This window comes from Pseudomonas sp. RIT778, assembly GCF_019718735.1.
GTDB lineage: Bacteria > Pseudomonadota > Gammaproteobacteria > Pseudomonadales > Pseudomonadaceae > Aquipseudomonas > Aquipseudomonas aphyarum.
Genome location: NZ_JAIHBA010000043.1, coordinates 25515 through 49202, shown reverse-complemented (window position 1 = coordinate 49202; position 23688 = coordinate 25515). Strand labels below are relative to the sequence as shown.

At 62.1% G+C, this 23688-nt stretch carries 21 protein-coding genes; 16 read left to right on the top strand and 5 right to left on the bottom strand.

Annotated features, from left to right (window positions below; all coding sequences use genetic code 11):
* From K5E37_RS26075 to K5E37_RS26020, 12 genes are all read left to right on the top strand, one after another.
* On the top strand, nt 1–519 hold a 519-nt coding region (locus tag K5E37_RS26075; protein ID WP_221535525.1), incomplete at its 5' end, for an energy transducer TonB.
* A 49-nt stretch (nt 520–568) separates the two neighbouring features.
* A complete protein-coding gene (locus K5E37_RS26070; RefSeq protein WP_197870039.1) occupies nt 569–1273 on the top strand; it encodes a MotA/TolQ/ExbB proton channel family protein in 705 nt (234 codons plus the stop codon).
* The gene (locus tag K5E37_RS26065) at nt 1273–1674 is read left to right on the top strand and encodes a biopolymer transporter ExbD (RefSeq protein ID WP_007959059.1); all 402 of its coding nucleotides are present in this window, start codon (nt 1273–1275) and stop codon (nt 1672–1674) included. Before K5E37_RS26070 ends, K5E37_RS26065 begins: the two co-directional genes overlap by 1 nt.
* Nucleotides 1675–1882: 208 nt before the next feature.
* Nucleotides 1883–4588, top strand: a complete 2706-nt coding sequence (locus tag K5E37_RS26060) for a TonB-dependent receptor (RefSeq protein ID WP_221535524.1) — start codon at nt 1883–1885, stop codon at nt 4586–4588.
* Between the two features lie 110 nt (nt 4589–4698).
* Nucleotides 4699–6570 carry an extracellular solute-binding protein gene (locus K5E37_RS26055; RefSeq protein ID WP_221535523.1) on the top strand — a complete coding sequence of 624 codons (1872 nt, stop codon included), beginning with the start codon at nt 4699–4701 and terminating at the stop codon, nt 6568–6570.
* A 1-nt stretch (nt 6571) separates the two neighbouring features.
* Entirely contained in the window at nt 6572–7636 is a 1065-nt protein-coding gene (locus K5E37_RS26050; protein ID WP_221535522.1) for a microcin C ABC transporter permease YejB, read from the top strand.
* Complete coding sequence (locus K5E37_RS26045; RefSeq protein WP_221535521.1) at nt 7636–8658, top strand: ABC transporter permease; 1023 nt, start codon at nt 7636–7638, stop codon at nt 8656–8658. Before K5E37_RS26050 ends, K5E37_RS26045 begins: the two co-directional genes overlap by 1 nt.
* Before the next feature lie 14 nt (nt 8659–8672).
* Nucleotides 8673–10373 carry an ABC transporter ATP-binding protein gene (locus tag K5E37_RS26040; protein ID WP_260404506.1) on the top strand — a complete coding sequence of 567 codons (1701 nt, stop codon included), beginning with the start codon at nt 8673–8675 and terminating at the stop codon, nt 10371–10373.
* A gap of 118 nt (nt 10374–10491) precedes the next feature.
* On the top strand, nt 10492–11013 hold the full coding sequence (locus K5E37_RS26035) for a DUF3455 domain-containing protein (protein WP_085608292.1): 522 nt from the start codon (nt 10492–10494) through the stop codon (nt 11011–11013).
* Between the two features lie 42 nt (nt 11014–11055).
* Entirely contained in the window at nt 11056–11589 is a 534-nt protein-coding gene (locus tag K5E37_RS26030) for a sigma-70 family RNA polymerase sigma factor (RefSeq protein WP_221535520.1), read from the top strand.
* On the top strand, nt 11586–12281 hold the full coding sequence (locus K5E37_RS26025; protein ID WP_085608290.1) for an anti-sigma factor domain-containing protein: 696 nt from the start codon (nt 11586–11588) through the stop codon (nt 12279–12281). The genes K5E37_RS26030 and K5E37_RS26025 overlap by 4 nt, the downstream gene beginning before the upstream one ends.
* 113 nt (nt 12282–12394) lie before the next feature.
* On the top strand, nt 12395–12796 hold the full coding sequence (locus K5E37_RS26020; RefSeq protein ID WP_074689113.1) for a phage infection protein: 402 nt from the start codon (nt 12395–12397) through the stop codon (nt 12794–12796).
* Nucleotides 12797–12874: 78 nt separating this feature from the next.
* Here K5E37_RS26020 and K5E37_RS26015 read toward each other — a convergent pair whose 3' ends face one another.
* Nucleotides 12875–13963 carry a DUF1615 domain-containing protein gene (locus K5E37_RS26015; RefSeq protein ID WP_221535519.1) on the bottom strand — a complete coding sequence of 363 codons (1089 nt, stop codon included), beginning with the start codon at nt 13961–13963 and terminating at the stop codon, nt 12875–12877.
* A 194-nt stretch (nt 13964–14157) separates the two neighbouring features.
* On the opposite strand from K5E37_RS26015, the gene K5E37_RS26010 reads away from it, so the two are divergent.
* Nucleotides 14158–15693, top strand: a complete 1536-nt coding sequence (locus K5E37_RS26010) for an FAD-dependent oxidoreductase (protein ID WP_221535518.1) — start codon at nt 14158–14160, stop codon at nt 15691–15693.
* A gap of 4 nt (nt 15694–15697) precedes the next feature.
* Here K5E37_RS26010 and hemB read toward each other — a convergent pair whose 3' ends face one another.
* Entirely contained in the window at nt 15698–16672 is a 975-nt protein-coding gene (gene hemB / locus K5E37_RS26005; RefSeq protein ID WP_007958982.1) for a porphobilinogen synthase, read from the bottom strand.
* 258 nt (nt 16673–16930) lie between these two features.
* Nucleotides 16931–17629: a glutathione S-transferase family protein gene (locus K5E37_RS26000; protein WP_007958984.1), complete on the bottom strand. Its 699-nt coding sequence runs from the start codon at nt 17627–17629 to the stop codon at nt 16931–16933.
* Nucleotides 17630–17924: 295 nt separating this feature from the next.
* On the opposite strand from K5E37_RS26000, the gene K5E37_RS25995 reads away from it, so the two are divergent.
* A complete protein-coding gene (locus tag K5E37_RS25995) occupies nt 17925–18599 on the top strand; it encodes a histidine phosphatase family protein (protein ID WP_221535517.1) in 675 nt (224 codons plus the stop codon).
* Nucleotides 18600–18626: 27 nt separating this feature from the next.
* Here the strand turns inward: K5E37_RS25995 and mnmH are convergent, their stop codons facing one another.
* Together mnmH and selD are read right to left on the bottom strand one after the other, a co-directional pair.
* Nucleotides 18627–19730, bottom strand: a complete 1104-nt coding sequence (mnmH, locus tag K5E37_RS25990; RefSeq protein WP_221535516.1) for a tRNA 2-selenouridine(34) synthase MnmH — start codon at nt 19728–19730, stop codon at nt 18627–18629.
* Complete coding sequence (gene selD, locus K5E37_RS25985) at nt 19730–20764, bottom strand: selenide, water dikinase SelD (protein WP_192561722.1); 1035 nt, start codon at nt 20762–20764, stop codon at nt 19730–19732. The genes mnmH and selD overlap by 1 nt, the downstream gene beginning before the upstream one ends.
* Before the next feature lie 152 nt (nt 20765–20916).
* Between selD and K5E37_RS25980 the strand changes: the two genes are divergently transcribed.
* Both K5E37_RS25980 and K5E37_RS25975 read left to right on the top strand, forming a co-directional pair.
* A complete protein-coding gene (locus K5E37_RS25980; RefSeq protein WP_221535515.1) occupies nt 20917–21894 on the top strand; it encodes a hypothetical protein in 978 nt (325 codons plus the stop codon).
* Nucleotides 21895–21907: 13 nt separating this feature from the next.
* Nucleotides 21908–23566, top strand: a complete 1659-nt coding sequence (locus K5E37_RS25975) for a hypothetical protein (protein ID WP_221535514.1) — start codon at nt 21908–21910, stop codon at nt 23564–23566.
* Nucleotides 23567–23688 lie beyond the last annotated feature (122 nt).

The window sequence follows — 23688 nt, the reverse complement described above, 5'->3', positions numbered from 1 at the left end:
CCACCGCCCGAACCGGAACAACCGGTGGAAGACGAGGACGCGGTCAAGCCACCGCCCAAACCGGTGGAGAAACCCAAGCCGATCGAAAAACCGAAACCGGTCGAGAAACCCAAACCGGTGAAAAAGGCCGATCCGCCGAAAGCGCCGCCCGCCCCTGCGCAACCGGCAGCGCCTGCCGCCCCGGCCACCCCGAGTGCGCCGCCGGCACCTGCGGCGGCACCGGGCCCGGTGAAAGAGTCGGCGGCGATTTCCGGCCTCGCCAGCCTCGGCAACCCGCCGCCGGAATACCCGTCGCTGGCCCTGCGGCGCAACTGGGAAGGCAGCGTGGTGCTGCGGATTCAGGTGCTGGCCAACGGTCGCGCAGGCTCGGTGACGGTGACCAAATCCAGCGGCAAGCCGCAACTGGATGACGCGGCGGTCGCAGCGGTGAAGGCCTGGAAGTTCATCCCGGCCAAGCGCGGCGACACGCCGATCGACGGCTTCGCCACCCAGACCATCGATTTCAAATTGCCGCAATGACGGCGCGACAACCGAACTCACAACCGATTAACGCAAGCGAGGTGTAGCCATGAACGATTCTTTGTCTTCGATGATTGTCCCCGGCGTGCTCTGGGGGCTGGTGCTGTTTTCCGTGGTCAGTTGGGCGATCCTGCTGGTCAAGTCGGCGCAGTACCTGCGCCAGAAAACCCAGAACCGGCAGTTCAGCAAAGCCTTCTGGGGCGCACCGGATCTACTCACCGCCGCCGAACACGCCAGCCAGTACCCGGGCTCGCTGGCGCGGATCGCCAGCAGCGGTTTCGAAGCCTTGCTGGTGGAAGAATCCCCGCGCACCACCCAACAACTGGCGCACACCATCAACCGTGCCGATCGACTGGAACGCAACCTGCGCCAGCAGATCCAGAAGGAACGCCGCTCACTGGAAAACGGCCAGGCGATCCTCGCCAGCATCGGCAGCACCGCGCCGTTCATTGGCCTGTTCGGCACGGTGTGGGGAATCATGGAAGCCCTGCAAAGCATCGGCGCCAGCGGTTCGGCCAGCCTGGAAACCGTGGCCGGGCCCATCGGCCACGCGCTGATCGCCACCGGTGTGGGCATTGCCGTCGCGGTGCCGGCGGTGCTGATTTACAACTTCTTCCTGCGGCGCCTGAAGCTGGCCTCGGCGGACATGGATGACTTCGCCCACGACTTCGACGCCCTCGCCTCGCGCAGTGCGTTTTCCATCAGCCGCCAGGCCATCGCCAAATCCACGGCCGCCGTGCGGGAGGCCAGCTGATGTCCTTTTCCACTCAAGACAGCGATGAAGTGCTCAGTGAAATGAACGTCACGCCGCTGGTGGACGTGATGCTCGTGCTGCTGGTGGTGTTCATCGTCACCGCGCCGCTGATGACCAACGCGATCAAGGTCAACCTGCCGAAAACCGACGCCGTCGCCCCTGCCGAAAAGAAGGATCCGGTGGTGGTCAGCGTCGATCAGGACGGCAAGTTCTTCCTGGCCAAGACCGAGCTGGCGCCGGAATCACTGGAGGCCAGCCTCAAGGAGGTCAAGGCCAAGGACGCCGAAGTGCGCGTGCAACTGCAGGCGGACTCCGCCGTGAATTACGGCCAGGTCGCCAAAGCCATGGCGTCCATCGAGCGCTCGGGCATCACCAAAATATCGGTGATGACCACCCGCTGACGGCGGTGCCGGGCGCGCAGTGAGGGACGCGCCCGACACCGTTCGTTGAATCCCGTCGCAATCGGCCGACCGAAAAAACGCAGCGCGTCTTCGGAGGGGATCGGCTTGCTTGAAGAAAGTGGTTTTCGCGGCGCGGCACCACCGTGCTCCGTGCAAAGAGGGCTCACAAGGCCATTTCGATAAACGTCTAACAAAGTCGGAAACAACCATGCTGATGAACACTCCACGCTTCACGCTCAAACCTTTGGTGGCGACGATTTCCCGCCACCGTTTCGTTCCGTTGTACCTGGTGGCCATGGGGATGGGCGCCGGGGTTCAGGCTGCCGAGGACGACAACAGCGTCCCGGCCGCCGCTGCGGTGGTCGCGCCGACCACGCAACTGCAACGGGTCGAAGTGACCGGTTCGGCGATCCGTCGGGTCGACGCGGAAACGGCGGTGCCGATCACCGTGCTCAAGGCTGAAGAGCTGCGCAAACAGGGCGTGACCACCACCGCCGAACTGGTGCAGCGCATCACCGGCAGCCAGTCGATCAACAACAGCGCAGGCTCGGTCGGCGCGGCCACCGGCGGCGCCTCGTTCGCCGACATGCGCGGTATCGGCGCGAACAAGACGCTGGTGCTGCTCAACGGTCGCCGGCTGGCCAACAACGCCCTGTCGGGTACCAACTCGGCCGGCGGCGCGGTGGATCTGAACATGATCCCGTTTGCTGCGATCGAGCGTGTGGAAGTACTGCGCGATGGCGCCTCGGCCCTGTACGGCACCGACGCCATCGGCGGCGTGATCAACTTCATCACCAAAAAATCCATGACCGACGGCCAGCTCACCCTCGGCGGCGAAACCCCGACCCACAGTGGCGGCGGTGCGACCAAGGACATGAGCGCCAGCTGGGGCTACGGCGACCTGGAGCAGGACCGTTTCAACGTGCTCGGCGTGTTCAACTACAACAAGCAGCAGAACCTCGACGCCAACGACCGCTCCTTCGCCCGCGACTACGTGCCCGGCCGTGGCCTGGACCAGACCTCCGGCACCGCGTTCCCCGGCAACTACAGCCAGAACGGCAACGCCACCAACCCGCTGGCCAACAGCAATTGCAACGGCCCCAACCTGGTGGCCCGCGACGGCCTCTGCCGCTTCAGCACCCGCGAGTACATCGACCTGGTGCCGCAGACCGAGAAGACGTCGTTCTTCGGCAAGACCACCGGCAAACTGGCGGACGACCACAACGTCAACCTCGAATACTTCTGGTCGCGCAACAACAACGCCACCGCTATTGGCCCAGCGCCATTGACCGGCCTGAGCCTGGATTCGTCCTCGCCCTACTACCCCGGCAACGGCATCACCCCGGCGCCCACCGGCTTCGCCCTCGACCCGACGCAACCGGTGGACGTGAACTGGCGCGAGACCGCCGCCGGCCCGCGCGAATCGAAAGACCAGAACACCAGCCAGCGCTTTTTGCTGAGTTTCGACGGTCTGGTCGGCGGCTGGGACTACAACGTCGGCGCTTCGTACAACCAGAACAAGATCGTCTCCAGCGTCACCAGCGGCTACGTCAGCGATCAGGCGATGATCGACGGTCTGGCCAGCGGCCTGCTCAACCCGTTCGGCCCGCAGACCAGCGCCGGTCAGCAATACATCGACCAGGCCGCGTACCACGGCGCCTATTCCACGGCGGTCGGTCGGGTCGCCGGTTTCGACGGGCGGATCAGCCGGGAGATCGGTGACTGGTTCGGTGCCGGCCCGTCGGGTCTGGCGCTGGGTGGCGAGTACCGCAAAGAGAAATTCCACCAGGACTTCGAGCCGTTCGCCGGCGACATCCAGAGCCTGGGCATCGACCCGGCCGGCAGCGTCGAGGGCGACCGCAGCGTGAAAGCCGCCTACGCGGAAATCAACGTGCCGGTGCTCGACAGCCTGGAATTGTCCGCCGCCGTGCGTCACGACAAATACAGCGACTTCGGCAGCACCACCAACCCGAAATATTCGTTCCGTTATCAGCCGCTCAAGGAACTGGTGGTGCGCGGCGCCTACAGCGAAGGCTTCCGCGCGCCGTCGCTGTATGAGTTGTATTCGCCGCGCAGCATCACCTACACCCAGGGCTACTACAACGACCCGGTACTGTGTACCGGCGGCGTGGTGCAACCGGGCGGCAACGGCGGGCGCGATTGCGGTCAGCAGTTCCTCAACCAGATCGGCGGCAACGAAGACCTGGCCCCGGAGAAGGCGCGCAACGTGACGCTGGGCTTCGTCTATCAACCGGTCAGTAATCTGTCCGTGGGACTGGATTTCTGGTGGATTCACATCTCCAACCAGATCCAGCCGTTCCCGGAATCCACCGTGTTCGATCAGGCCGGCAGTTACCCTGACCGCTTCGTGCGCAACGCCGATGGCACGCTCAATTACATCGTCACCGGCAACGCCAACCTCGGCATCGTCGAAACCAACGGCGTCGATGTGTCGCTGGACTATCGCTTCCCGAACACGCCGTACGGTCAATTCGGTCTGGGCCTGCAAGGCACCTATGTCGACGAGTACGACTTCCAGAGCACCATCAAGGGCCCGTTCACCGACAAGGTCGGCGACTTCAAGGGTGATGGGGTGATTGCCCGCTGGAAACACAACCTGACCGGTTCCTGGACCTTCGGCGCCGCCCGCGCGGCGCTGACCAACCGCTTCACCACCGGCTACAACGACTACGACCGCGAGACCAACGCGCGGGTCGCATCGTATTCGGTGTGGGACCTGTCGGCCGGCTACACCTTCGACAAGGTGCTGGACGTCGATGCCGGGGTGAAGAACCTGTTCGACCGCGATCCGCCGTTCTCCAACCAGGCCTACAACTTCCAGAGCGGTTATGACCCGCGCTACACCGATCCGCTGGGCCGCACGCTGTTTGCGCGCATGACGTACCACTTCTGAGTCCCGGTCGGGGCCGCGCAAGACTCCGGCCGGCCCCTTCCCCTTGCGAATTCGCATCCCGCAGCGGCCTGCCGCCGCTTCGGGTTTTTCCGGCTCAGAGGAACGACTTCATGACATTCATGCGCAACATGGCCGGCCTGCTGCTCGGCAGCGCGCTGCTGTGCAACGCGGCAGCTGCGCTGGCCGGCGGCAGCTATGCGATGACGGTGTACGGCGAAGCGCCGAAATACCCCGCCGGTTTCCAGCACTTCGACTTCGTCAATCCCGACGCACCCAAGGGCGGCTCGCTCAGCCGCGCTTCGATGGAGATCGGTCAGTACAACTACATCACCCCGTATGCCGATCAGGGCATTTCCGTGGTGCAGGTCAACGACTGGGTGTATTCGCCGCTGGCGTTCCGCTCGCTGGACGAGCCCTACACTGTCTACGGTCTGGTGGCGCAATCCATGGAGCGCGATCCCGACGGCCTGTGGGTGCGTTTCAACCTGAACCCCAAGGCGCGTTTCGCCGACGGCACGCCGATCACCGCCGAAGACGTGCGCTACACCTTCGAGCTGTTGATGACCAAGGGCAGCCTGAGTTATCGCCAGCAATACGCCGATGTGCAGGACGTGCTGATCGAAGGCCCGCGACAGATTCGCTTCACCTTCAAGAACAACCTCAACCGCACCCTGGCGCTGGATCTGGCGTCGCTGCGACCGGTGCCCGAGCACTGGTGGAAGACCCGCGACTTCGCCAACGGCGGCGGTTTCGAACCACCGCTGGGCAGCGGCCCGTACCGGGTGAGCAAGGTCGACGCCGGACGCAGCATCGGTTTCCAGCGCGATCCGGATTGGTGGGGCAAAGACCTGCCGGTCAGTCGCGGGCTGTACAACTTCGACAGCCTGACCGTGAATTTCTACGGCGACACCGACGTCGCCCGACAACTGCTGCAGGCCGGCGCGTTCGACTACAACCGCGAGTTTTCCTCGTCCGGCTACGTGGTCGGCTACGACAGCCCGGCCCTGCGTGACGGTCGCCTGCAACAGGCGATTCTCGCCCCGGACAAACCGACCAGCGCCCAGGGGTTTGTGTTCAACCTGCAGAACCCGTTGTTCAAGGATCGCCGCGTGCGTCAGGCGCTGAGCCTGCTGTGGGATTTCGAGTGGACCAACAAGCAGATGATGCGCGGCTTCTACGTGCGCCAGAACAGCTACTGGCCGAAGAGTGAAATGGCCGCCACCGCCCTGCCCGACGCCGGCGAACTGGCGATCCTCGAACCGCTGCGCGGACAGATTCCGGACGAGGTTTTCAGCCGGGTCTATCAGGCGCCGAAAACCGATGGCAGCGGCTACATCCGCGACAAGCAGTTGCAGGCCTTGAAGCTGTTGGCCGAAGCCGGATGGACGCCGAAAAACAATCGACTGGTGAACGCCGCCGGCGAGCCATTCGAATTCACCTTCCTCGATGGTCAGGGCGGCTTCGACCGCATGCTGCTGCCGTACAAACGCACCTTGGCGCAGATCGGCATCACCCTGAATCTGCGACGAATCGATTCGGCGCAGTACATCAACCGGCTCAACGCCCGGGACTACGACATGATCGTCACCAGTTTCCCGCGCAGCGGCGACCCGATCGTCTCGCCGGGCCGCGAGTTGTACAGCCTGTTTGCCTCGCAGAGCGCCACGCAGGTCGGCAGCTCCAATTCGATGGTGCTGGCGGACCCGGCGGTGGACCGGCTGATCGACGGCCTGGTCCAGGCCAATACCCGCGACGCCATGGTGCGTTACGCCCGCGCCCTCGACCGGGTGCTGCAATGGGGTGACTACATGATTCCCAACTACTACTCCAAAGGCACGCCGACGGTGTTTCAGAACCGTTTCGGCAGGCCGCCGGTGCAGCCGATCTACAGCGAAGGCCTCGATACGTGGTGGGAGGTCTCGGCCAAGCCGCTGACCAACCAGCAGATGAGTGCCCTGCACCAACTCGCGGGGGGCCAGTGACATGTGGCGTTATCTGAGTCGACGTCTGTTGCTGATCATCCCGACGCTGCTGTGCATTCTGGTGGTCAACTTCGTCATCGTGCAGGCCGCGCCCGGCGGCCCGGTGGAACAGGCCATCGCCCGCCTGCAAGGTTTCGGCGGGCACAGCATGGGCGGCGCCAGCGAGGTCACCGCGATCGGCGGTGCCGGGCGCAGCAGCCGTGGCCTGGACCCGGCGCTGATCGAAGAGATCAAGCACCACTACGGCTTCGACAAGCCGATGCACGAACGCCTGTGGCTGATGCTCAAGAACTACGCGCAACTGGACCTGGGCAGCAGTTTCTTTCGCGGTGCGAAGGTCACCGATCTGATCGTGCAGAAGCTGCCGGTGTCGCTGTCCCTTGGCCTGTGGGCGACGTTGATCACCTACCTGATTTCGATCCCGCTGGGCATTCGCAAGGCGATCCGAAACGGCAGCGCGTTCGATGTCTGGAGCAGCACGGCGATCATCGTCGGTTACGCGATGCCGGCGTTTCTGTTCGCAATCCTGTTGATCGTGGTGTTCGCCGGGGGCAGCTACGTCAACTGGTTTCCGGTGCAAGGTCTGGTCTCTGACAACTTCGACAGCCTGAGCCTGTGGGGCAAGATCGGCGACTACCTCTGGCACCTGGTGTTGCCGGTGACGGCGCTGGTGATTGGCGGTTTTGCGACGCTGACGATCCTGACCAAAAACAGCTTCCTCAACGAGATCAGCCGCCAGTACGTGATCACCGCGCGCGCCAAGGGCCTGACCGAAAGACGCGTGCTCTACGGCCATGTGTTTCGCAACGCGATGCTGCTGGTGGTGGCCGGTGTGCCGTCGGCGTTGATCGAGGTGTTTTTCGCCGGTTCCCTGCTGATCGAAACCATCTTCAACCTCGACGGCCTCGGGCGCATGAGCTACGAAGCGGCGGTGTCTCGGGACTATCCGGTGGTGTTCGGCACGTTGTTTCTGTTCACCCTGTTCGGCCTGTTGATCAAGCTGATCGGCGACCTCTGCTACACCCTGCTCGACCCGCGCATCGACTTCTCGGCGAGGACTGCCTGATGTTCACACTCTCCCCTCTGGGCCGGCGGCGCATCGCGCAATTCAAGGCCAACCGTCGCGGGCGCTGGTCGCTGTGGATGTTCATCGGGCTGTGCCTGATCTGCCTCGGCGGCGAACTGATCGCCAACGACAAGCCGCTGGTGATCCGCTACCACGACGCCTTCTACTTCCCGATCCTCAGCGATTATCAGGAAACCGATTTCGGCGGCGAACTGCCGTTCCAGCCGGATTACGCCAGCAGCTACGTGCACAAACTGATCGAGGATCAGGGCGGCTGGATGCTGTTCCCGCCGATCCCGTTCAGCTACGACACGGTCAATTACGACCTCACGGAACCGGCACCAAGTCCGCCGTCCTCCAGCAACTGGCTGGGCACCGACGATCAGGCGCGGGATGTGTTGGCGCGAGTGATTTTCGGCACGCGGATTTCGATTCTGTTCGCGCTGATCCTCACCGCTGTCAGTGCGCTGGTCGGCATCGTCGCCGGAGCGTTGCAGGGTTATTACGGCGGCTGGGTCGACTTGCTCGGGCAACGAGTGCTGGAGATCTGGTCAGGGCTGCCGGTGTTGTACCTGCTGATCATTTTGTCGGGGTTCGTCTCGCCGAGTTTCTGGTGGCTGCTGGGGATCATGGCGCTGTTTTCCTGGCTGGCACTGGTGGACGTGGTGCGCGCCGAGTTCCTGCGCGGGCGCAGCCTGGAATACGTCAAGGCCGCGCGGGCGCTGGGCCTGACGGACAGCGAGCTGATGCGCCGGCACATTCTGCCCAACGCCATGACCTCCACCCTCACCTACCTGCCGTTCATTCTGACCGGCGCCATCGCCACCCTCACCGCGCTGGATTTTCTTGGCTTCGGCATGCCCGCCGGCACCGCGTCGCTGGGTGAACTGATCGGCCAGGCCAAGCGCAATCTGCAAGCGCCGTGGCTAGGGCTGACGGCGTTTTTTGCCCTGGCGCTGATTCTGTCCCTGCTGGTGTTTATCGGCGAAGCCTGCCGTGACGCGTTCGATCCGCGATCCTGATCCCCGGAGCTGAAATGACCGACAACCTGATTGAAATCCGCGACCTGCGCGTCGCCTTCGCCGGGCACGAAGTGGTGCACGGTGTGAACCTCGACATCCGCCGTGGCGAGTGCCTGGCACTGGTCGGCGAATCCGGCTCGGGCAAGTCGGTGACGGCGCACTCGATCCTGCGTTTGCTGCCGGCCAAGACCGTCAGCAGCACGGGCAGCATCCGCTACAACGGCGTGGACTTGCTGCACGCTAGCGAACAACAACTGCGCGGCTTGCGCGGCAATCGCATCGCGATGATTTTCCAGGAGCCGATGACCTCGCTGAACCCGCTGCACACGGTGGAAAAACAGATCAGCGAAGTGCTGGAGATCCACAAGGGACTCAAGGGCCGTGCCGCGCGCCAGCGCACGCTGGAGCTGCTGGAACTGGTGGGCATTCGCCAGCCGTTGCAGCGCTTGAAGGCCTATCCGCACCAGCTCTCCGGTGGCCAGCGGCAACGGGTGATGATCGCCATGGCGCTGGCCAACGAGCCGGAATTGCTGATTGCCGATGAGCCGACCACGGCGCTCGACGTGACCGTGCAGCAGAAGATTCTCGAGCTGCTGATCGAGTTGCAGCAACGCCTCGGCATGTCGCTGCTGCTGATCAGTCATGACCTCAATCTGGTGCGGCGCATCGCCCAGCGGGTGTGCGTGATGCGCCACGGGGAAATCGTCGAACAGGCCGACTGCGCAACGCTGTTCCGCACCCCGCAGCATCCTTACAGTCGCCTGCTGATCGAGGCCGAACCATCGGGCGCACCGGTGCCGAGCCGCTTCGATCACAACCTGCTGGAGGTGGATGATCTGAAAGTCTGGTTCCCGCTGCCCAAGGCGTTGTTCAGCCGCACCCAGGAATACATCAAGGCCGTGGACGGCGTGAGTTTCCGGCTGCAACGGGGCAAGACCCTGGGCATTGTCGGCGAGTCCGGCTCGGGCAAGTCGACACTGGGCCAGGCGATTCTGCGGCTGGTGGAATCCGAGGGCGACATTCGTTTCGGCAACAAGCAATTGAGCCTGCTCAATCAGCGATTGATGCGTCCGTTGCGGCGGCAGATTCAGGTGGTGTTCCAGGACCCGTTCGGCAGCCTCAGCCCTCGGATGTCGGTGCAACAAATCATCGCCGAAGGCCTGCTGACCCACGGCATCGGCACGGCCGAAGAGCGTGAAGCAGCGGTGATCCGCGTGCTGGAGGAAGTCGGCCTCGACCCGCAGAGCCGGCATCGTTATCCCCACGAATTCTCCGGTGGCCAGCGCCAGCGCATTTCCATCGCCCGGGCCCTGGTGCTGGAACCCGCTCTGATTCTGCTCGACGAACCGACCTCGGCGCTGGATCGCACGGTGCAGAAACAGGTGGTGGAATTGCTGCGGCAGTTGCAGATCCGCCATGGCTTGACGTACCTGTTCATCAGCCATGACCTGGCGGTGGTGCATGCGCTGGCGCACGACTTGATGGTGATCAAGGACGGCAAGGTTGTGGAACAGGGAGCGTCGCGCCAGATTTTTGCGGCGCCGCAGCATGCCTACACCCAGGCGTTGCTGAAAGCCTCCGGCCTGAAGTCTGACAAAGAACCCTGTGGGAGCGAGCTTGCTCCGGGCGGCGATCCGACGAAGGCGTCGGATCAGTCAGCATTTATGTGGCTGACACACCGTATTCGCGAGCAAGCTCGCTCCCACAGGGGGTAATCGATGGGGTTTGAAGTTTATTTTCCGGCCACTGCATCCAAACCGCTCCGTCACGGGTAGTCCCTGTAACAGCCCTCTTTCGGCTGTCAGCGGTTTACCCTTTTTCGGAGAAACACTGATGAACATCACCCAACTGATCGGCCTCACCGGTTTGCTCGCCGTCGCCTCGACAAGCTTCGCCCAAAGCAGTTATCCCGACGCGATCAAAGTCCCGGACGGCCACAAGATCGCGATGGAAACCACCGGGGTCGGCGAGATCACCTACGAATGCCGGGACAAGGCCAATGCCGCCGGCCAGACCGAATGGGTGTTCGTCGGCCCGAAAGCGGTGCTCAACGATCGCAGCGGCAAACAGGTCGGCACCTACTTCGGCCCGCCCGCCACCTGGCAGGCGCAGGACGGTTCGAAAGTCACCGGCACGCAACTGGCCGTAGCGCCCTCGAGCCCGGGCAACCTGCCCTATCAACTGGTCAAGGCCAACCCCGCCGAGGGCAAAGGCGCCATGAGCGGCGTGAGCTATATCCAGCGCGTCGCGCTCAAGGGTGGCGTGGCGCCGGGCAGCGAATGCACGGCGGCGAACAAGGGCAAACAGGAAGTGGTGAAGTACCAGGCCGACTACATTTTCTGGGCGGCGAACTGAGCCTGACTGGACGTTTGGCCGATGCTTGCTAGATTGCAGGACATGCCATTACCCGAAACCGCGTTCGATTACGAAGCCCGCCTCGCCGCCTGTGCCCGCGGCGAGCGCGGGGCCCTGCGCGAATTGTATGTGCAGGAAAGCCCGCGGCTGCTCGGTGTGGCCCGGCGTCTGGTGCGTGATACGGCGCTGGCCGAAGACATCGTTCACGACGCATTCATCAAGATCTGGGCCGGCGCGGCGGGTTTCGATCCGGCGCGCGGTTCGGCCCGGGGCTGGATGTTCAGCGTGACCCGGCATCTGGCGCTGAATGTGCTGCGCAATCACGACCGGGAAACGCCGTTGAACGACAGCAACGAATCTTTGGGGATTGATGACGACTTCGATGCGCTGGCGCAATCGACCCGCATCCATCGCTGCCTGCATCAACTGGAACCGCAACGCCGCCGCTGCATCCTTCACGCCTACGTCGACGGTTACAGCCACGCGCAGATCGCCCAACGCCTCGACGCGCCGCTGGGCACCGTCAAAGCCTGGATCAAGCGCAGCCTCAATGCGTTGCGGGAGTGCATGGGATGACCACCGAATCGGCGCAGGAACGCGATGAACTGGCCAGCGAATACGTGCTCGGCACGCTCTCGGCCGAAGCGCGCGCCGAAGTGCAACGGCGCTTGCCCAACGAGCCCGAGCTGCAGACGGCCGTGGATGCCTGGGAGCGGCGGCTGCTGGAGCTGACCGACCTCGCCCCGGCGCATCAGCCCTCGTCGCAGCTGTGGCAACGCATTGAACGCAGTGTCGGGCAACTCACCCATAAGGTGGCGCCCGAGATTTCATGGTGGAATCGCCTGTCGCTGTGGCGCGGTTTGAGCGCTGCCGGGCTGGCCGCGACTTTGTTGCTGGGTTCGATCCTGCTAACTCAAACCACACCGAAACCGAGCTTTCTGGTGGTGCTGGTCGCCCCGCAGGACAAGGCGCCGGGCTGGGTGATCCAGGCCAGCAATCCACGGGAGATTCAGTTGATTCCGCTGGGCGTGGTCGAGGTGCCGGCGGACAAGGCGCTGGAGTTCTGGACCAAGGCCGACGGCTGGCAGGGGCCGGTGTCGCTGGGGCTGGTCAAACCGGGCCAAGCGCTGTCGATCCCGCTGGACAAGCTGCCGCCGCTGCAACCGAACCAGTTGTTCGAACTGACGCTGGAAGGCGCCAACGGTTCGCCGATCGGCAAACCCACCGGGCCGATCCAGGCGATTGGCCGCGCAGTGAAGGTGTTGTGACAAACCATCATCGGCGTCGATGTTCACCATCACGTCAATGAAGTTCTCTTAAAAAATCCCGGGCGTAACATCGGCTCCATACCAAACAAACAACACCCCCGGAGCACACCATCATGAAACGCCAAGTCATCCTCAGCATTGCCCTCTCGGTTCTGGCCTTCAACGCATTTGCCGCCAAACCTGCCCACACCATGATCGCCGAAGGCGGTTCGGATCGTCTGATCGAACGCCGCGTTGCCGAAGGTGGCTCGGATCGTCTGATTGAACGTCGCGTTGCCGAAGGTGGCTCGGATCGTCTGATTGAACGTCGCGTCGCTGAAGGCGGTTCGGATCGTCTGATCGAACGCCGCGTTGCCGAAGGTGGTTCGGATCGTCTGATCGAACGCCGCGTTGCTGAAGGTGGCTCGGATCGTCTGATCGAACGTCGCGTCGCTGAAGGTGGTTCGGATCGCCTGATTGAACGCCGCGTTGCCGAAGGTGGTTCGGATCGTCTGATCGAACGCCGCGTTGCCTGAATGAATGGCTTGATCGCAACAACCCAGAAAAAACCCGGCTTCCGTCAGCCGGGTTTTTTTATTCCCTTTTGATCGTCCTCAGCCCTTGGCCATGCAGCGCCGATAGCGCTCGTCGACCCGTTTGGCAAACCACGCCGTGGTCAGTTTGCGGGTGATCTTCGGGCTCTGCAGCACGATCCCCGGCAACACCGCACGGGGCAGTGACTTGCCCTCCGCACGCTCCGCCAGTTCGAAGACCCGTTGATACAGTTTGGTCTCCTCGAAGGCCAGGCTATCGCCCTTCTCCAGTTGATCGCGGATCACCGGATTGCGCATGCCCAGCGATTTGCCGAGGGTGCGCACCGCCAGTTCAGTGCTGCCCGGCATGATCGCGCCCGGGCGGATCAGGTCGCCATCCAGCGCCAGCGGAATCCCCGACGCCCGGCTGACCGCGTTCTGAAACGCCGCGTTGCGACTGGCGTACCAGCCAGCATTGAAGTCGGCGAAGCGGTACAGCGGCTCGCGATAACTCACCGGATAACCCAGCAAATGGGCGATGCCGAAATACATCCCGCCGCGACGACTGAACACCTCGCGGCGAATCGTCCCGTCCACCGGGTACGGATAGTCCTTGGCATGCTTCTCGGCGAATTCGATGCTGACCTGCATCGGCCCGCCGGTGTGCACCGGGTTGAAACCGCTGAACAGCGTGCGGCCCATCGGCACCGAGCCGATAAAGTCGTCAAAAATCGCGCTCAATTCCTTTTCGCTGCGGGCGGCGCTGAGGCGTTCGCTGTAGGTCTTGCCGTTGGGCGAGCGCACCTGCAAGGCGCCGCTGACCAACAGGCTCGGGATATGCACCTTGGCGGCGCGGCGGTCGATTTCGTCACGGGCGATCTTGCCCAGGCCAGGCACCGGCGGATCGACCTGGAAAGTGGATTCCTGCTCGGCGACGGCCAGCACCGAACACAGGTTTTGCGTGGTCGGGCTGATGCCCTGGGCGGCGAACGCGGCGTAGATGTCGGTGGCCCAGCCCTGGCGGTCGACGGTTTTTGCCGGCAGCAGGCGCACGATCTGCGCCTTGACCTCGGCGGGCGGGCGCGGCGCCGGTTCTTCGCTGCGTTGACCGGCGCAACCGGCCAGCACCAGCAGTGCGGCGAGGCTGATGAATAATCGAGGGGTGTGCATAACGCTTCATCCAGTCCGTTGAGCCGGGTTAACCCTACGCGCAATCGCAGGGTGCAGGATAGGACTGCGGGCCGGCGGCACTGTTCCATCGTCCCGTTTGGCAGGCCGACTGGCCGCCCTCGCCGTCTGATCCATACTTGCTGCTGCACACTCAGTGGCAAGCCTGGGGTCAGGACACGCGAGGAGGACAGACCATGAACCGCAGTGATGTTCTGATCATCGGCGCAGGCCCCACCGGACTGGTGCTGGCCCTGTGGCTGAGCAAACTGGGCGTGCGCGTGCGAATCATCGACAAGGCTTCCGCGCCGGGCACCACGTCGCGGGCGCTGGCGGTGCAGGCGCGCACCCTTGAGCTGTACCGGCAACTGGACCTGGCCGATGCGGTGGTGCGCAACGGTCACCGGGTGGCCGCGGCGAATTTCTGGGTCAAGGGCAAACCCGTGGCGCAACTGCCGCTGAACCGGATCGGCGAAGGCCTGACGCCCTATGCCTTTCTGGAAATGTACCCGCAGGACGAACACGAGCGACTGTTGATCGACCGCCTCGAAGACTACGACGTGACGGTCGAGCGCAACACGACGCTTGAGAGTTTCACGGAGAACGGCGACGGCCTCACCGCGCATTTGCGCCTGCCGGATGGCGAGCAGGAAATCTGTCAGGCCTGCTATCTGGCCGGGTGTGACGGCGCCCGTTCGGTCGTGCGCAAAACCCTCGACACCGGTTTTCCCGGCGGCACTTATCAGCAGATTTTCTATGTCGCGGATGTGCAGGCCAGCGGCCCGGCGCTCAACGGCGAGTTGCATCTGGATCTGGATGAAGCGGACTTTCTGGCGGTATTCCCGCTGGCCGGCGAAGGCCGTGCGCGGTTGATCGGCACCGTGCGTGACGAACGTGCGGATCGCGCCGAAACCCTGGAGTTTTCCGATGTCAGCAGCCGCGCCATCGAGCATTTGAACGTGCACGTCGAGGACGTCAACTGGTTCTCCACCTACCGAGTGCATCACCGGGTGGCGGACCACTTTCGCCAGGGCCGGGCGTTTCTGCTCGGCGATGCGGCGCATGTGCACAGCCCGGCCGGCGGTCAGGGCATGAACACCGGCATCGGCGATGCGATCAATCTGGCGTGGAAACTCGCGGCAGTACTCGGCGGCGCGGCTACGCCCAAACTGCTCGACAGCTACGAAACCGAGCGCATCGCCTTCGCCCGGCGACTGGTGTCGACCACCGACAAGGTCTTCAGCTTCGTCACCGCTGAAGGCCGCATGGCCGATCTGTTGCGCACGCGGCTGGCGCCGTTCCTGATTCCGAAAATAGCCTCATTCGAGACCAGTCGCGAATTCCTGTTTCGCACGGTGTCGCAAATCACCGTCAACTATCGGGGCATGGCGTTGAGCGAAGGCGTGGCCGGGCACGTCCACGGTGGCGACCGCTTGCCGTGGGCCCATGATGGCGAGGGGGACAATTACGAGCCGTTGCGCCATCCGTGCTGGCAGGTGCATGTGTACGGCGACACCAGCGACGAGATGATCGCCTGGTGCAATGAACATCACTTGCCGCTGCATGTGTTCGACTGGCGTCCGGCGTTTGAAACGGCGGGACTGGGGCGCAACGGTTTTTACCTGTTGCGCCCGGATACCTATGTGGCGATTGCCGACAACAGCGCGGATCCGAAGGTGATCGAGCGGTATTTCCGTGACCACGGGATCCGGCTGTTTTTCAATTGCCCCTGACGGATCAGATCCCGGCCAGGGCCAGGTCCATCGCAAAGTAGGTGAAGATCAGATCCGCACCCGCGCGCTTGATCGCACCGAGGCTTTCGCGCACCACGCGATCTTCGTCGATGGCCCCGGCCTGGGCGCCGAACTTGATCATCGCGTACTCGCCGCTGACCTGATACGCGGCCAGCGGCAGGGTCGAGGCTTCACGGATGTCGCGGATGATGTCCAGGTACGCGCCGGCCGGTTTGACCATCAGCGCGTCGGCGCCTTCCTGCTCGTCGAGCAACGATTCGCGCAGGGCTTCGCGGCGGTTCATCGGGTTCATCTGATAGCTTTTGCGATCGCCTTTCAGCGCGCTGCCGCCAGCCTCGCGGAACGGGCCGTAGAGCGCCGAGGCGAATTTGGTCGAGTAGGCCATGATCGGAATCTGCGTGAAGCCGGCATCGTCCAGTGCCCGGCGAATCGCCCGCACCTGACCGTCCATCGCCGCCGACGGCGCGATCACGTCGGCACCGGCACGCGCTGCCGCCACCGCTTGCTTGCCGAGGTTGATCAGGGTCTGGTCGTTGTCGACTTCATGGTTATGCATCACGCCGCAATGGCCGTGGTCGGTGTACTCGCAGAAGCAGGTGTCGGACATCACGATCATTTCTGGCACGGCGTCCTTGGCGATCCGCGACATGCGCGACACCAGCCCGTTCTCGCGCCAGGTGTCGCTGCCGTTGGCATCCAGATGGTGGGACACACCGAAGGTCATCACCGACTTGATCCCAGCCCGGGCATAACGCTCGATTTCGCCGGCCAGTTTGCGCTCGGGAATACGCATCACGCCGGGCATGCTCTTGATCGGTACGAAGTCGTCGATCTCTTCTTCGACGAAGATCGGCAGCACCAGATCGTTGAGGGAAAACTCGGTTTCCTGGAACAGGCTGCGCAGGCTCGCATTGCGGCGCAGACGGCGTGGACGTGCTTCGGGGAACTGACTGGACATGGGGCCTTTCCTGAAAACAGCGGATGAGACGAAAGTCGTAGGGGGCGAAGCTTATGCCTTGCGGGGGACGGGGTACAAACCTGGATCAATCAACAGTGCGTTACCGGGCGCGCGACAATCTGCGGGCGTCATCACTATTCCTGTGGGAGCGAGCTTGCTCCGGGCGGCGATCCGACGAAGGAGGTGTATCAGAAAAAGATGTGTGACTGACACGACGCCTTCGCGAGCAAGCTCGCTCCCACAGGGTTATTTGTGGCGTCAGGACGGGATGGTCAGGCCGCGCACAACGGCCGGCCGCGCCAGGAAGCGCTCCAGCACCCGGGTGACGTTCGGGAAGTTGTTGATGCCGACCAGATCACCCGCCTCGTAGAAGCCGATCAGGTTGCGCACCCACGGGAACGTGGCGATGTCGGCGATGGTGTAGCGCTCGCCCATGATCCAGTCGCGCCCTTCCAGGCGGGTGTTCAGGACGCTGAGCAGGCGTTTGCTTTCGTCGACGTAGCGGTCACGGGGACGTTTGTCTTCGTAGTCCTTGCCGGCGAATTTGTTGAAGAAACCGAGCTGGCCGAACATCGGGCCGATACCGCCCATCTGGAACATCAGCCACTGGATGGTTTCGTAGCGCAGCGCGCCTTCCTGGGCCAGCAACTGGCCGCTCTTGTCGGCGAGGTAGATCAGGATCGCGCCGGATTCAAACAACGGCAGCGGTTTGTCCTCGGGACCGTGGGGGTCGAGGATCGCCGGGATCTTGTTGTTCGGGTTCAGCGACAGGAACTCCGGGGACATCTGGTCATTGGTGTCGAAGCCCACGCGGTGCGGCTCGTACGGCAGGCCGATCTCCTCGAGCATGATCGAGACCTTGACGCCGTTGGGGGTCGGCAGGGAATAGAGCTGAATCCAGTCAGGGTACTGCGCCGGCCATTTCTGGGTGATCGGGAACGCGGACAGATCAGTCATGTGTAGCATCCAGTCACAAAATGAAAGGCCTGAGCATAATCCACGTTCAGCGCTCTGGCTCGGGTTCTTTACGCCCTCGCCCGCCGGCTTACTTAAATCCGCAACATCCTGTGATTAACCTTCCCTTCAATCGCACGGGCTGAACGGTAAAGTGCGGCGCACGTAGCCGGATCGAACCAAACAGGCCTCAGGGGGCTCCAAGCAAGCCATTGATGACAGGGAAAACATCCGGCGCGCGAGCCCCGGTGCAGAGGTTTGTCAGCCTTAACCGAACAGACTGAAGAATCCTTATCCCATGACGAACTTGATGAAAGTCGCCAAACGCTTCAAGCAGCGCGCGTATGTGGCCCTGCCCACCCTGCTGGCGGTCAGCGCGCTGTTCCTGTCGCTGGAATCCAGCGAAAGCCGTGCGCAGCCAGTGGACGGCACCCAGACCCTGGTGTTCCTGCGCCACGCGGAAAAACCCGCCGGCGGTCTCGGCCAGCTCAACTGCCAGGGCCTGAACCGGGCGATCGACCTGTCGACCCTGCTGCCGGAAAAATTCGGCAAGGCCGACTATGTGTTCGCCGCCAACCCGACGCGCAATGTCGAGGAAGGCGAACTGGACAACTCCTACAGCTACATCCGCCCGCTGATGACCATCAGCCCCGCCGCGATCAAGCTCGGCCTGCCGGTGAACATCGAATTCTCGGCCAATGACACCAGCGATCTGGCCCGGGAGCTGATCGAAGACAAGTACCACAACTCGACCATCTACACCGCGTGGTCCCACGGCTATTTGCCGGAGCTGATCAACAAGGTCGCGGGCAAGGCTGTCGGCGAGAAGCAGAAGATCACCGAAGATTGGGAATCCAGCGACTACGACTCGCTGTACGTGCTGACCCTGACCTGGCACAACGGCAAGGCCAGCCTGCAGAGCCACAGCTACAAACAGGGGCTGGATAACGGCCAGGAAAGCTGTCCGACCTGAGTTTGCCCGGGGCCCGCTCGGGCCCCGTCAGGCCTTGGGTTTATCGCGTTGACGCAAGTACTCGATAACGGCCTGCCGCTCCCCGGCAAACTCGATCCGCCCGCCCTTCTTCTCGCGCTGGAACACATACATCGGGTCGTAATACTCGCGCAGCAAACCTTCGATCCACGCGCGGTGCAAATCCACCGCCCCGCTGCGGCCCTGCTCCGCCAGCGCCTCTTCCATCAACACCCGCATCCGTCGATGCCGTTCGCCGCCCAGGCGCTTGTGCACGTTGTCGAGGCTATCCAGCAACCGCTCGGAAAATCGCCCGAAACCCTCGTCCCCATGCACTGCCTGAAATTCGGCGGACAAATCCACCACGTAATCGCCCAGGATCCGCTCGACGCGCTGCTCGAAACGATCTTCCAGCCAGACCATCGGGTATTGCTGCATGCCCTGATACAGCGACAGCGGCAGCGCGCAGCTGCCCACCACCCGGCTCTCATCCTCCAGCACAAACTGCTCGATGCCGGCCGCACGTTTTTTCAGGAAGTCGATGGCCAGCCGGTTCTCGAAATCGATGTTCGACGGCTGACCGGTGGCGCGCTTGCCGAAGCTGGAACCTCGGTGATTGGCATGACCTTCCAGATCCACGCTGTTGCGCAGTTGCACCAGCACTTCGGTCTTGCCGGTGCCGGTCATGCCGCCCAGCAACACGAAATCACACTCGGCCTGGGCCGATTCGAGGGTGTCGATCAGAACCCCCCGCAGCGCCTTGTAGCCACCGCCGATACGCGGATAGTCGATGCCGGCTTCCGACTTCAGCCACTGCTGGACGATCTGCGAACGCAGGCCGCCACGAAAGCAATACAGAAACCCTTCTGGATGCGCCCGGGCAAATGCCGCCCAAGCCTGGAGCCGTTCGGCCTTCACCGCGCCGGACACCAGCTGATGACCCAGTTCGATAGCCGCCTGCTGACCATGATGCTTGTAGCAAGTGCCGACTCGCTGCCGCTCGATGTCGTTCATCAGCGGCAGATTGAGCGCCCCGGGAAACGCGCCCTTGTGAAATTCGACCGGCGCACGGGCGTCCATCAACGGCCGGTCGTTGAGGAAGATGTCGCGATAGTCCGTGAAGTCGACGGCCATCAATTCACCTCGACGGCGGTACTCTTTCGCTCCAGCAGTTCGCCGATGGGTTCCAGTGTCAGGCCCAGTTCGGCAGCGACGGCGAGGAATTCGGCATTGCCTTCGGGTGTGACGGCCACCAGCAGCCCGCCGCTGGTTTGCGGGTCGCACAGCACTCGCTTGTGCAATTCCTGCACCCGCCCGACGCGGCTCGAATAACTGTCGAAATTGCGCAGGGTGCCGCCCGGCACGCAGCCCTGTTCGAGGTAATACTCGACGCTCGCCAGACGCGGCACCCGGTCGTAAAAAATGCGTGCCGTCAGGTGACTGCCGTCGGCCATTTCCACCAGATGCCCGAGCAGCCCGAACCCGGTGACGTCTGTCATGGCGGTGACCCCGGCCAGTTTGCCGAAGCGGCTGCCGGGCTTGTTCAGCGTACACATCCAGTCCCGGGCCACGCCGATGTCGTCGGGGCGCAGCTTGCCCTTCTTCTCGGCGGTGGTGAGGATGCCGATGCCCAACGGTTTGGTCAGGTACAGCAGGCAACCGGCGGTGGCGGTGTCGTTGCGTTTCATGAAGCGTTTTTCCACCAGCCCCGTGACGGCCAGACCGAAGATCGGCTCCGGCGCATCGATCGAATGCCCGCCGGCCAGTGGAATCCCCGCCGCATCGCACACCGCACGTCCGCCGCGAATCACCTCTCGCGCCACTTCCGGCGCCAGCACGTTGACCGGCCAGCCGAGGATCGCAATCGCCATCAACGGATCGCCGCCCATGGCGTAGATATCGCTGATCGCATTGGTGGCGGCGATGCGGCCGAAGTCGAACGGATCGTCGACGATCGGCATGAAGAAGTCCGTGGTCGAGACCACCCCGCGCTCGGCATCGATTTCATACACCGCCGCATCATCGCGCGACGCGTTGCCGACCCACAGTTTCGGATCAAGGTTCTGCGCCCCGCTGCCGGCCAGAATCACCTCCAGCACCTTGGGCGAAATCTTGCAGCCACAACCGGCGCCGTGGCTGTATTGGGTCAGACGGATGGGCTCGGTCATGAGGGCAGTCTCTCGGCAAGGAATGAAGCAAAGACTAGCAGAGAGCCAAACGGGGCTGCCGTGTCAATCCCTCCTAAGATAACTGAAGGCATATTGACATCACTCTTCAACCAGGGAGAATCCCCGAACGTCTAAAAAGTCAGGGATTACTTATGAAACTTCGCGCCTTCAGCCCCATGGAAGAATCGTTTATCGACAGTTGGGTACGCGAACCCGCCATCCCGCGAGCGGAAAACTTTCACGCGACTGACATTTTTTCTTCGATCACCAGCGCTGTGGGCCGGGCATTTGACGCGACGCGTGAGACGGTGGCAGAAGCCGCGGACATTGTCGGAGATAAAGTCGGCGATCTGTATGACGCCACTGTAGAAACGATTGCCGATGCTGCGGACGTTGTGACTGAAGCGGCTGAAAAGGTCGGTGATGCTGTATCCGATGCCTACAACTCCACTGTCGAAACCGCCTCCAGCGCTGCCGATGTTGTAGCTGACGCCTACACCTCGGCGGTTGAGTCCGTGGTGGAAGCGGCAGACAAAGTGGGTGATGTACTTGGCGATGCCTACGACTTCACACGCGAAACCATAGCCAGCGGTTACGACAGCTCCCGTGACTATGTGGCCGAATTCGGCACGTCAATGGCAACCTACTGGAATGCCAAAAAAGAGCTGGAAGAGCGTAAGGAAAAAAACGCGGAGGCTCGCGGTGAAATGCGCCAGAAAGCCAAGAGTGAAGTTCGGGAAAAGCGCTTCACCGAGGCACTGGCCAAAGCCAAGGCCTGCATCGATAGCCACGAAGCCTACTTCAAGATGCTGATTGCCATGCAAGCTGTCGCCCAGGCAAGCGCCGCCTGCGCCGGGGTAGCCAGCAATGAGGACAAACAGCAGATCGACGAATTCCTGATGGGTATGGGGGGCGGGTTCCTGCCAGCCAAAGTACAAACTGCAATAAACCTGCTGTCCCTCAACCCTCCCACGCTCAAAGAAGCTTTCATTCGCGCACGAAAAGTCGGACCCGAGGCGCAGCCATTGTTTGAAGAGATCATTGATTTCGTCACAACACTGAACGGCGAAATGAGTGTGACGCAAAAGGCGTTTCGCTCGGGATGGGCACAGTTGTCTGCCGCTGCTTGAAAGGAGAAACACCATGACGGATCGAATTGAACGTTTCAAAGCCCGGCAACGCCAGCAAGCAGCAATCGCCAAAGGCCCCCGACTGATTGAATTGCCTGAGGCTGATCTCGCTCGACAATTGAGTGACATCTCTATCAACCCCATACTATTGGAGCAAAGTTTCACTGAAGCTGACTTTACGGTGGATCTGCACGTGTCTGACGATGAATCCGATGCGGTGCTCAAAGCGTACTCCGACGCTTTCAGCCAGCAACGATTCGACCAACTGGTCGGCGACAGCAGACGGGAAGTATTACAAGCCATCGCAGTGCCTTTCGGACTCGGTCGAGTGCTGGCGGTTTACGACAAGAAAGGAGGTAATGTCGACACAATCAATAACGCCAGAAACGAAGTATATGCGACCGATGCTGCAGCAAAAAAAAATGCGGATCTGCCCGCGTACGATTCGACCAAGTTCCATGGGGACAAGGCTTACATCGCAAAAAACGCTAAAGATACCCTCGACCAGAATTCAGGCGTACTGAAGGACGCTTATACCAACGAAACCTTCAGCCAGAACAAGAACCAGGATCCGCGCAACCTTGATCACACCATTTCGGCGAATGTGATTCATACCGATCGTGGGCGCGTACTGGCGGACGCGGATGCGCCGACACTGGCGAATGCAGATTCGAATCTGAACCCAACCAAAAAAGCACTGAACCAGTCAAAAGGCAAAAAAAGCGCTACTCAATTCGTCGAAGAGCTGCAAAAGAACACTCAGAGCCGTCAGGAAGAAATGCAGCGCTTGTCCAACAAACAAGAGCTGACGCCCAAAGACGAAAATCGTCTGCGACTACTCAAGCAACAAGAGGCAATCGCACAAAACCCCGACCTGCTCCTGGCCAAGGACAAAGCAGCACGTGAGGCGTATGAAAAGAAGCTCAGTGATGCCTATTACAAGAGCGACAAATTCAAGGCTGATCTCGCCAAAACCAGCCTGAAGGAAGGTGGCAAGATGGCCTTTCAGCAAGCCTTCGGCGTCATGCTCATCGAATTCTTCAGCGCGACCTTCGACGAACTTACAGATCTGTACCGCAATGGCCGTTCTCACGAGTCGTTGGTGCCAGAGTTGCGGACCCGCCTGGAACGCATTGCGAAGCGAGTCGCAAATCAATGGCAAGCAGCCTTGGCGGCAGGCGGTGGAGGCTTCGTGGCCGGCGTTCTGGCCAACCTGGTGACAACGCTGATCAACGTCTTCGTCACCACCGGCAAACGCGCGGTTCGCATGTTTCGTGAAGGATTCATGTCACTGCTCAAGGCACTCAAAACGCTGCTACTGCCCCCGAAAGGGCTCACATTACGTGAGGCCGCCCACGAGGCGATCAAGATTACCTGCGCAGGCGGTGTGATCATCGCCGGGGTCGCACTGGAAGAAATCATCGAAAAACAGATGCTCATGATTCCCGGGCTAGGAGCCTTGGGCGCGGTTTTGTCAGCTGTAATCGTCGGAGCTCTGACAGGCCTGGCCAGTACCTTTGTTGTTTATCTTGTAGACAAGCTGGATCCGCTGGGCGTGAACCGGGATCGCGAGTTGATCGCGCTTAACGAACGGTCAGATCAAAACCTGAGGCAGGCGATGGCAGAAAACGACAGATTGCTTTTGGTGCTGGAAAACAGTCTCACCACCTGACACCCATCTATGCCAAGTCAGTTTTACCTGACCGTCAAAAGATGGCTTGTCGTTTCTCTTGCTTGATCAATTAAGAAAAACAAACCCTGCATGCATCGCGTGCAGGGCCTTCCTCGGGAAAA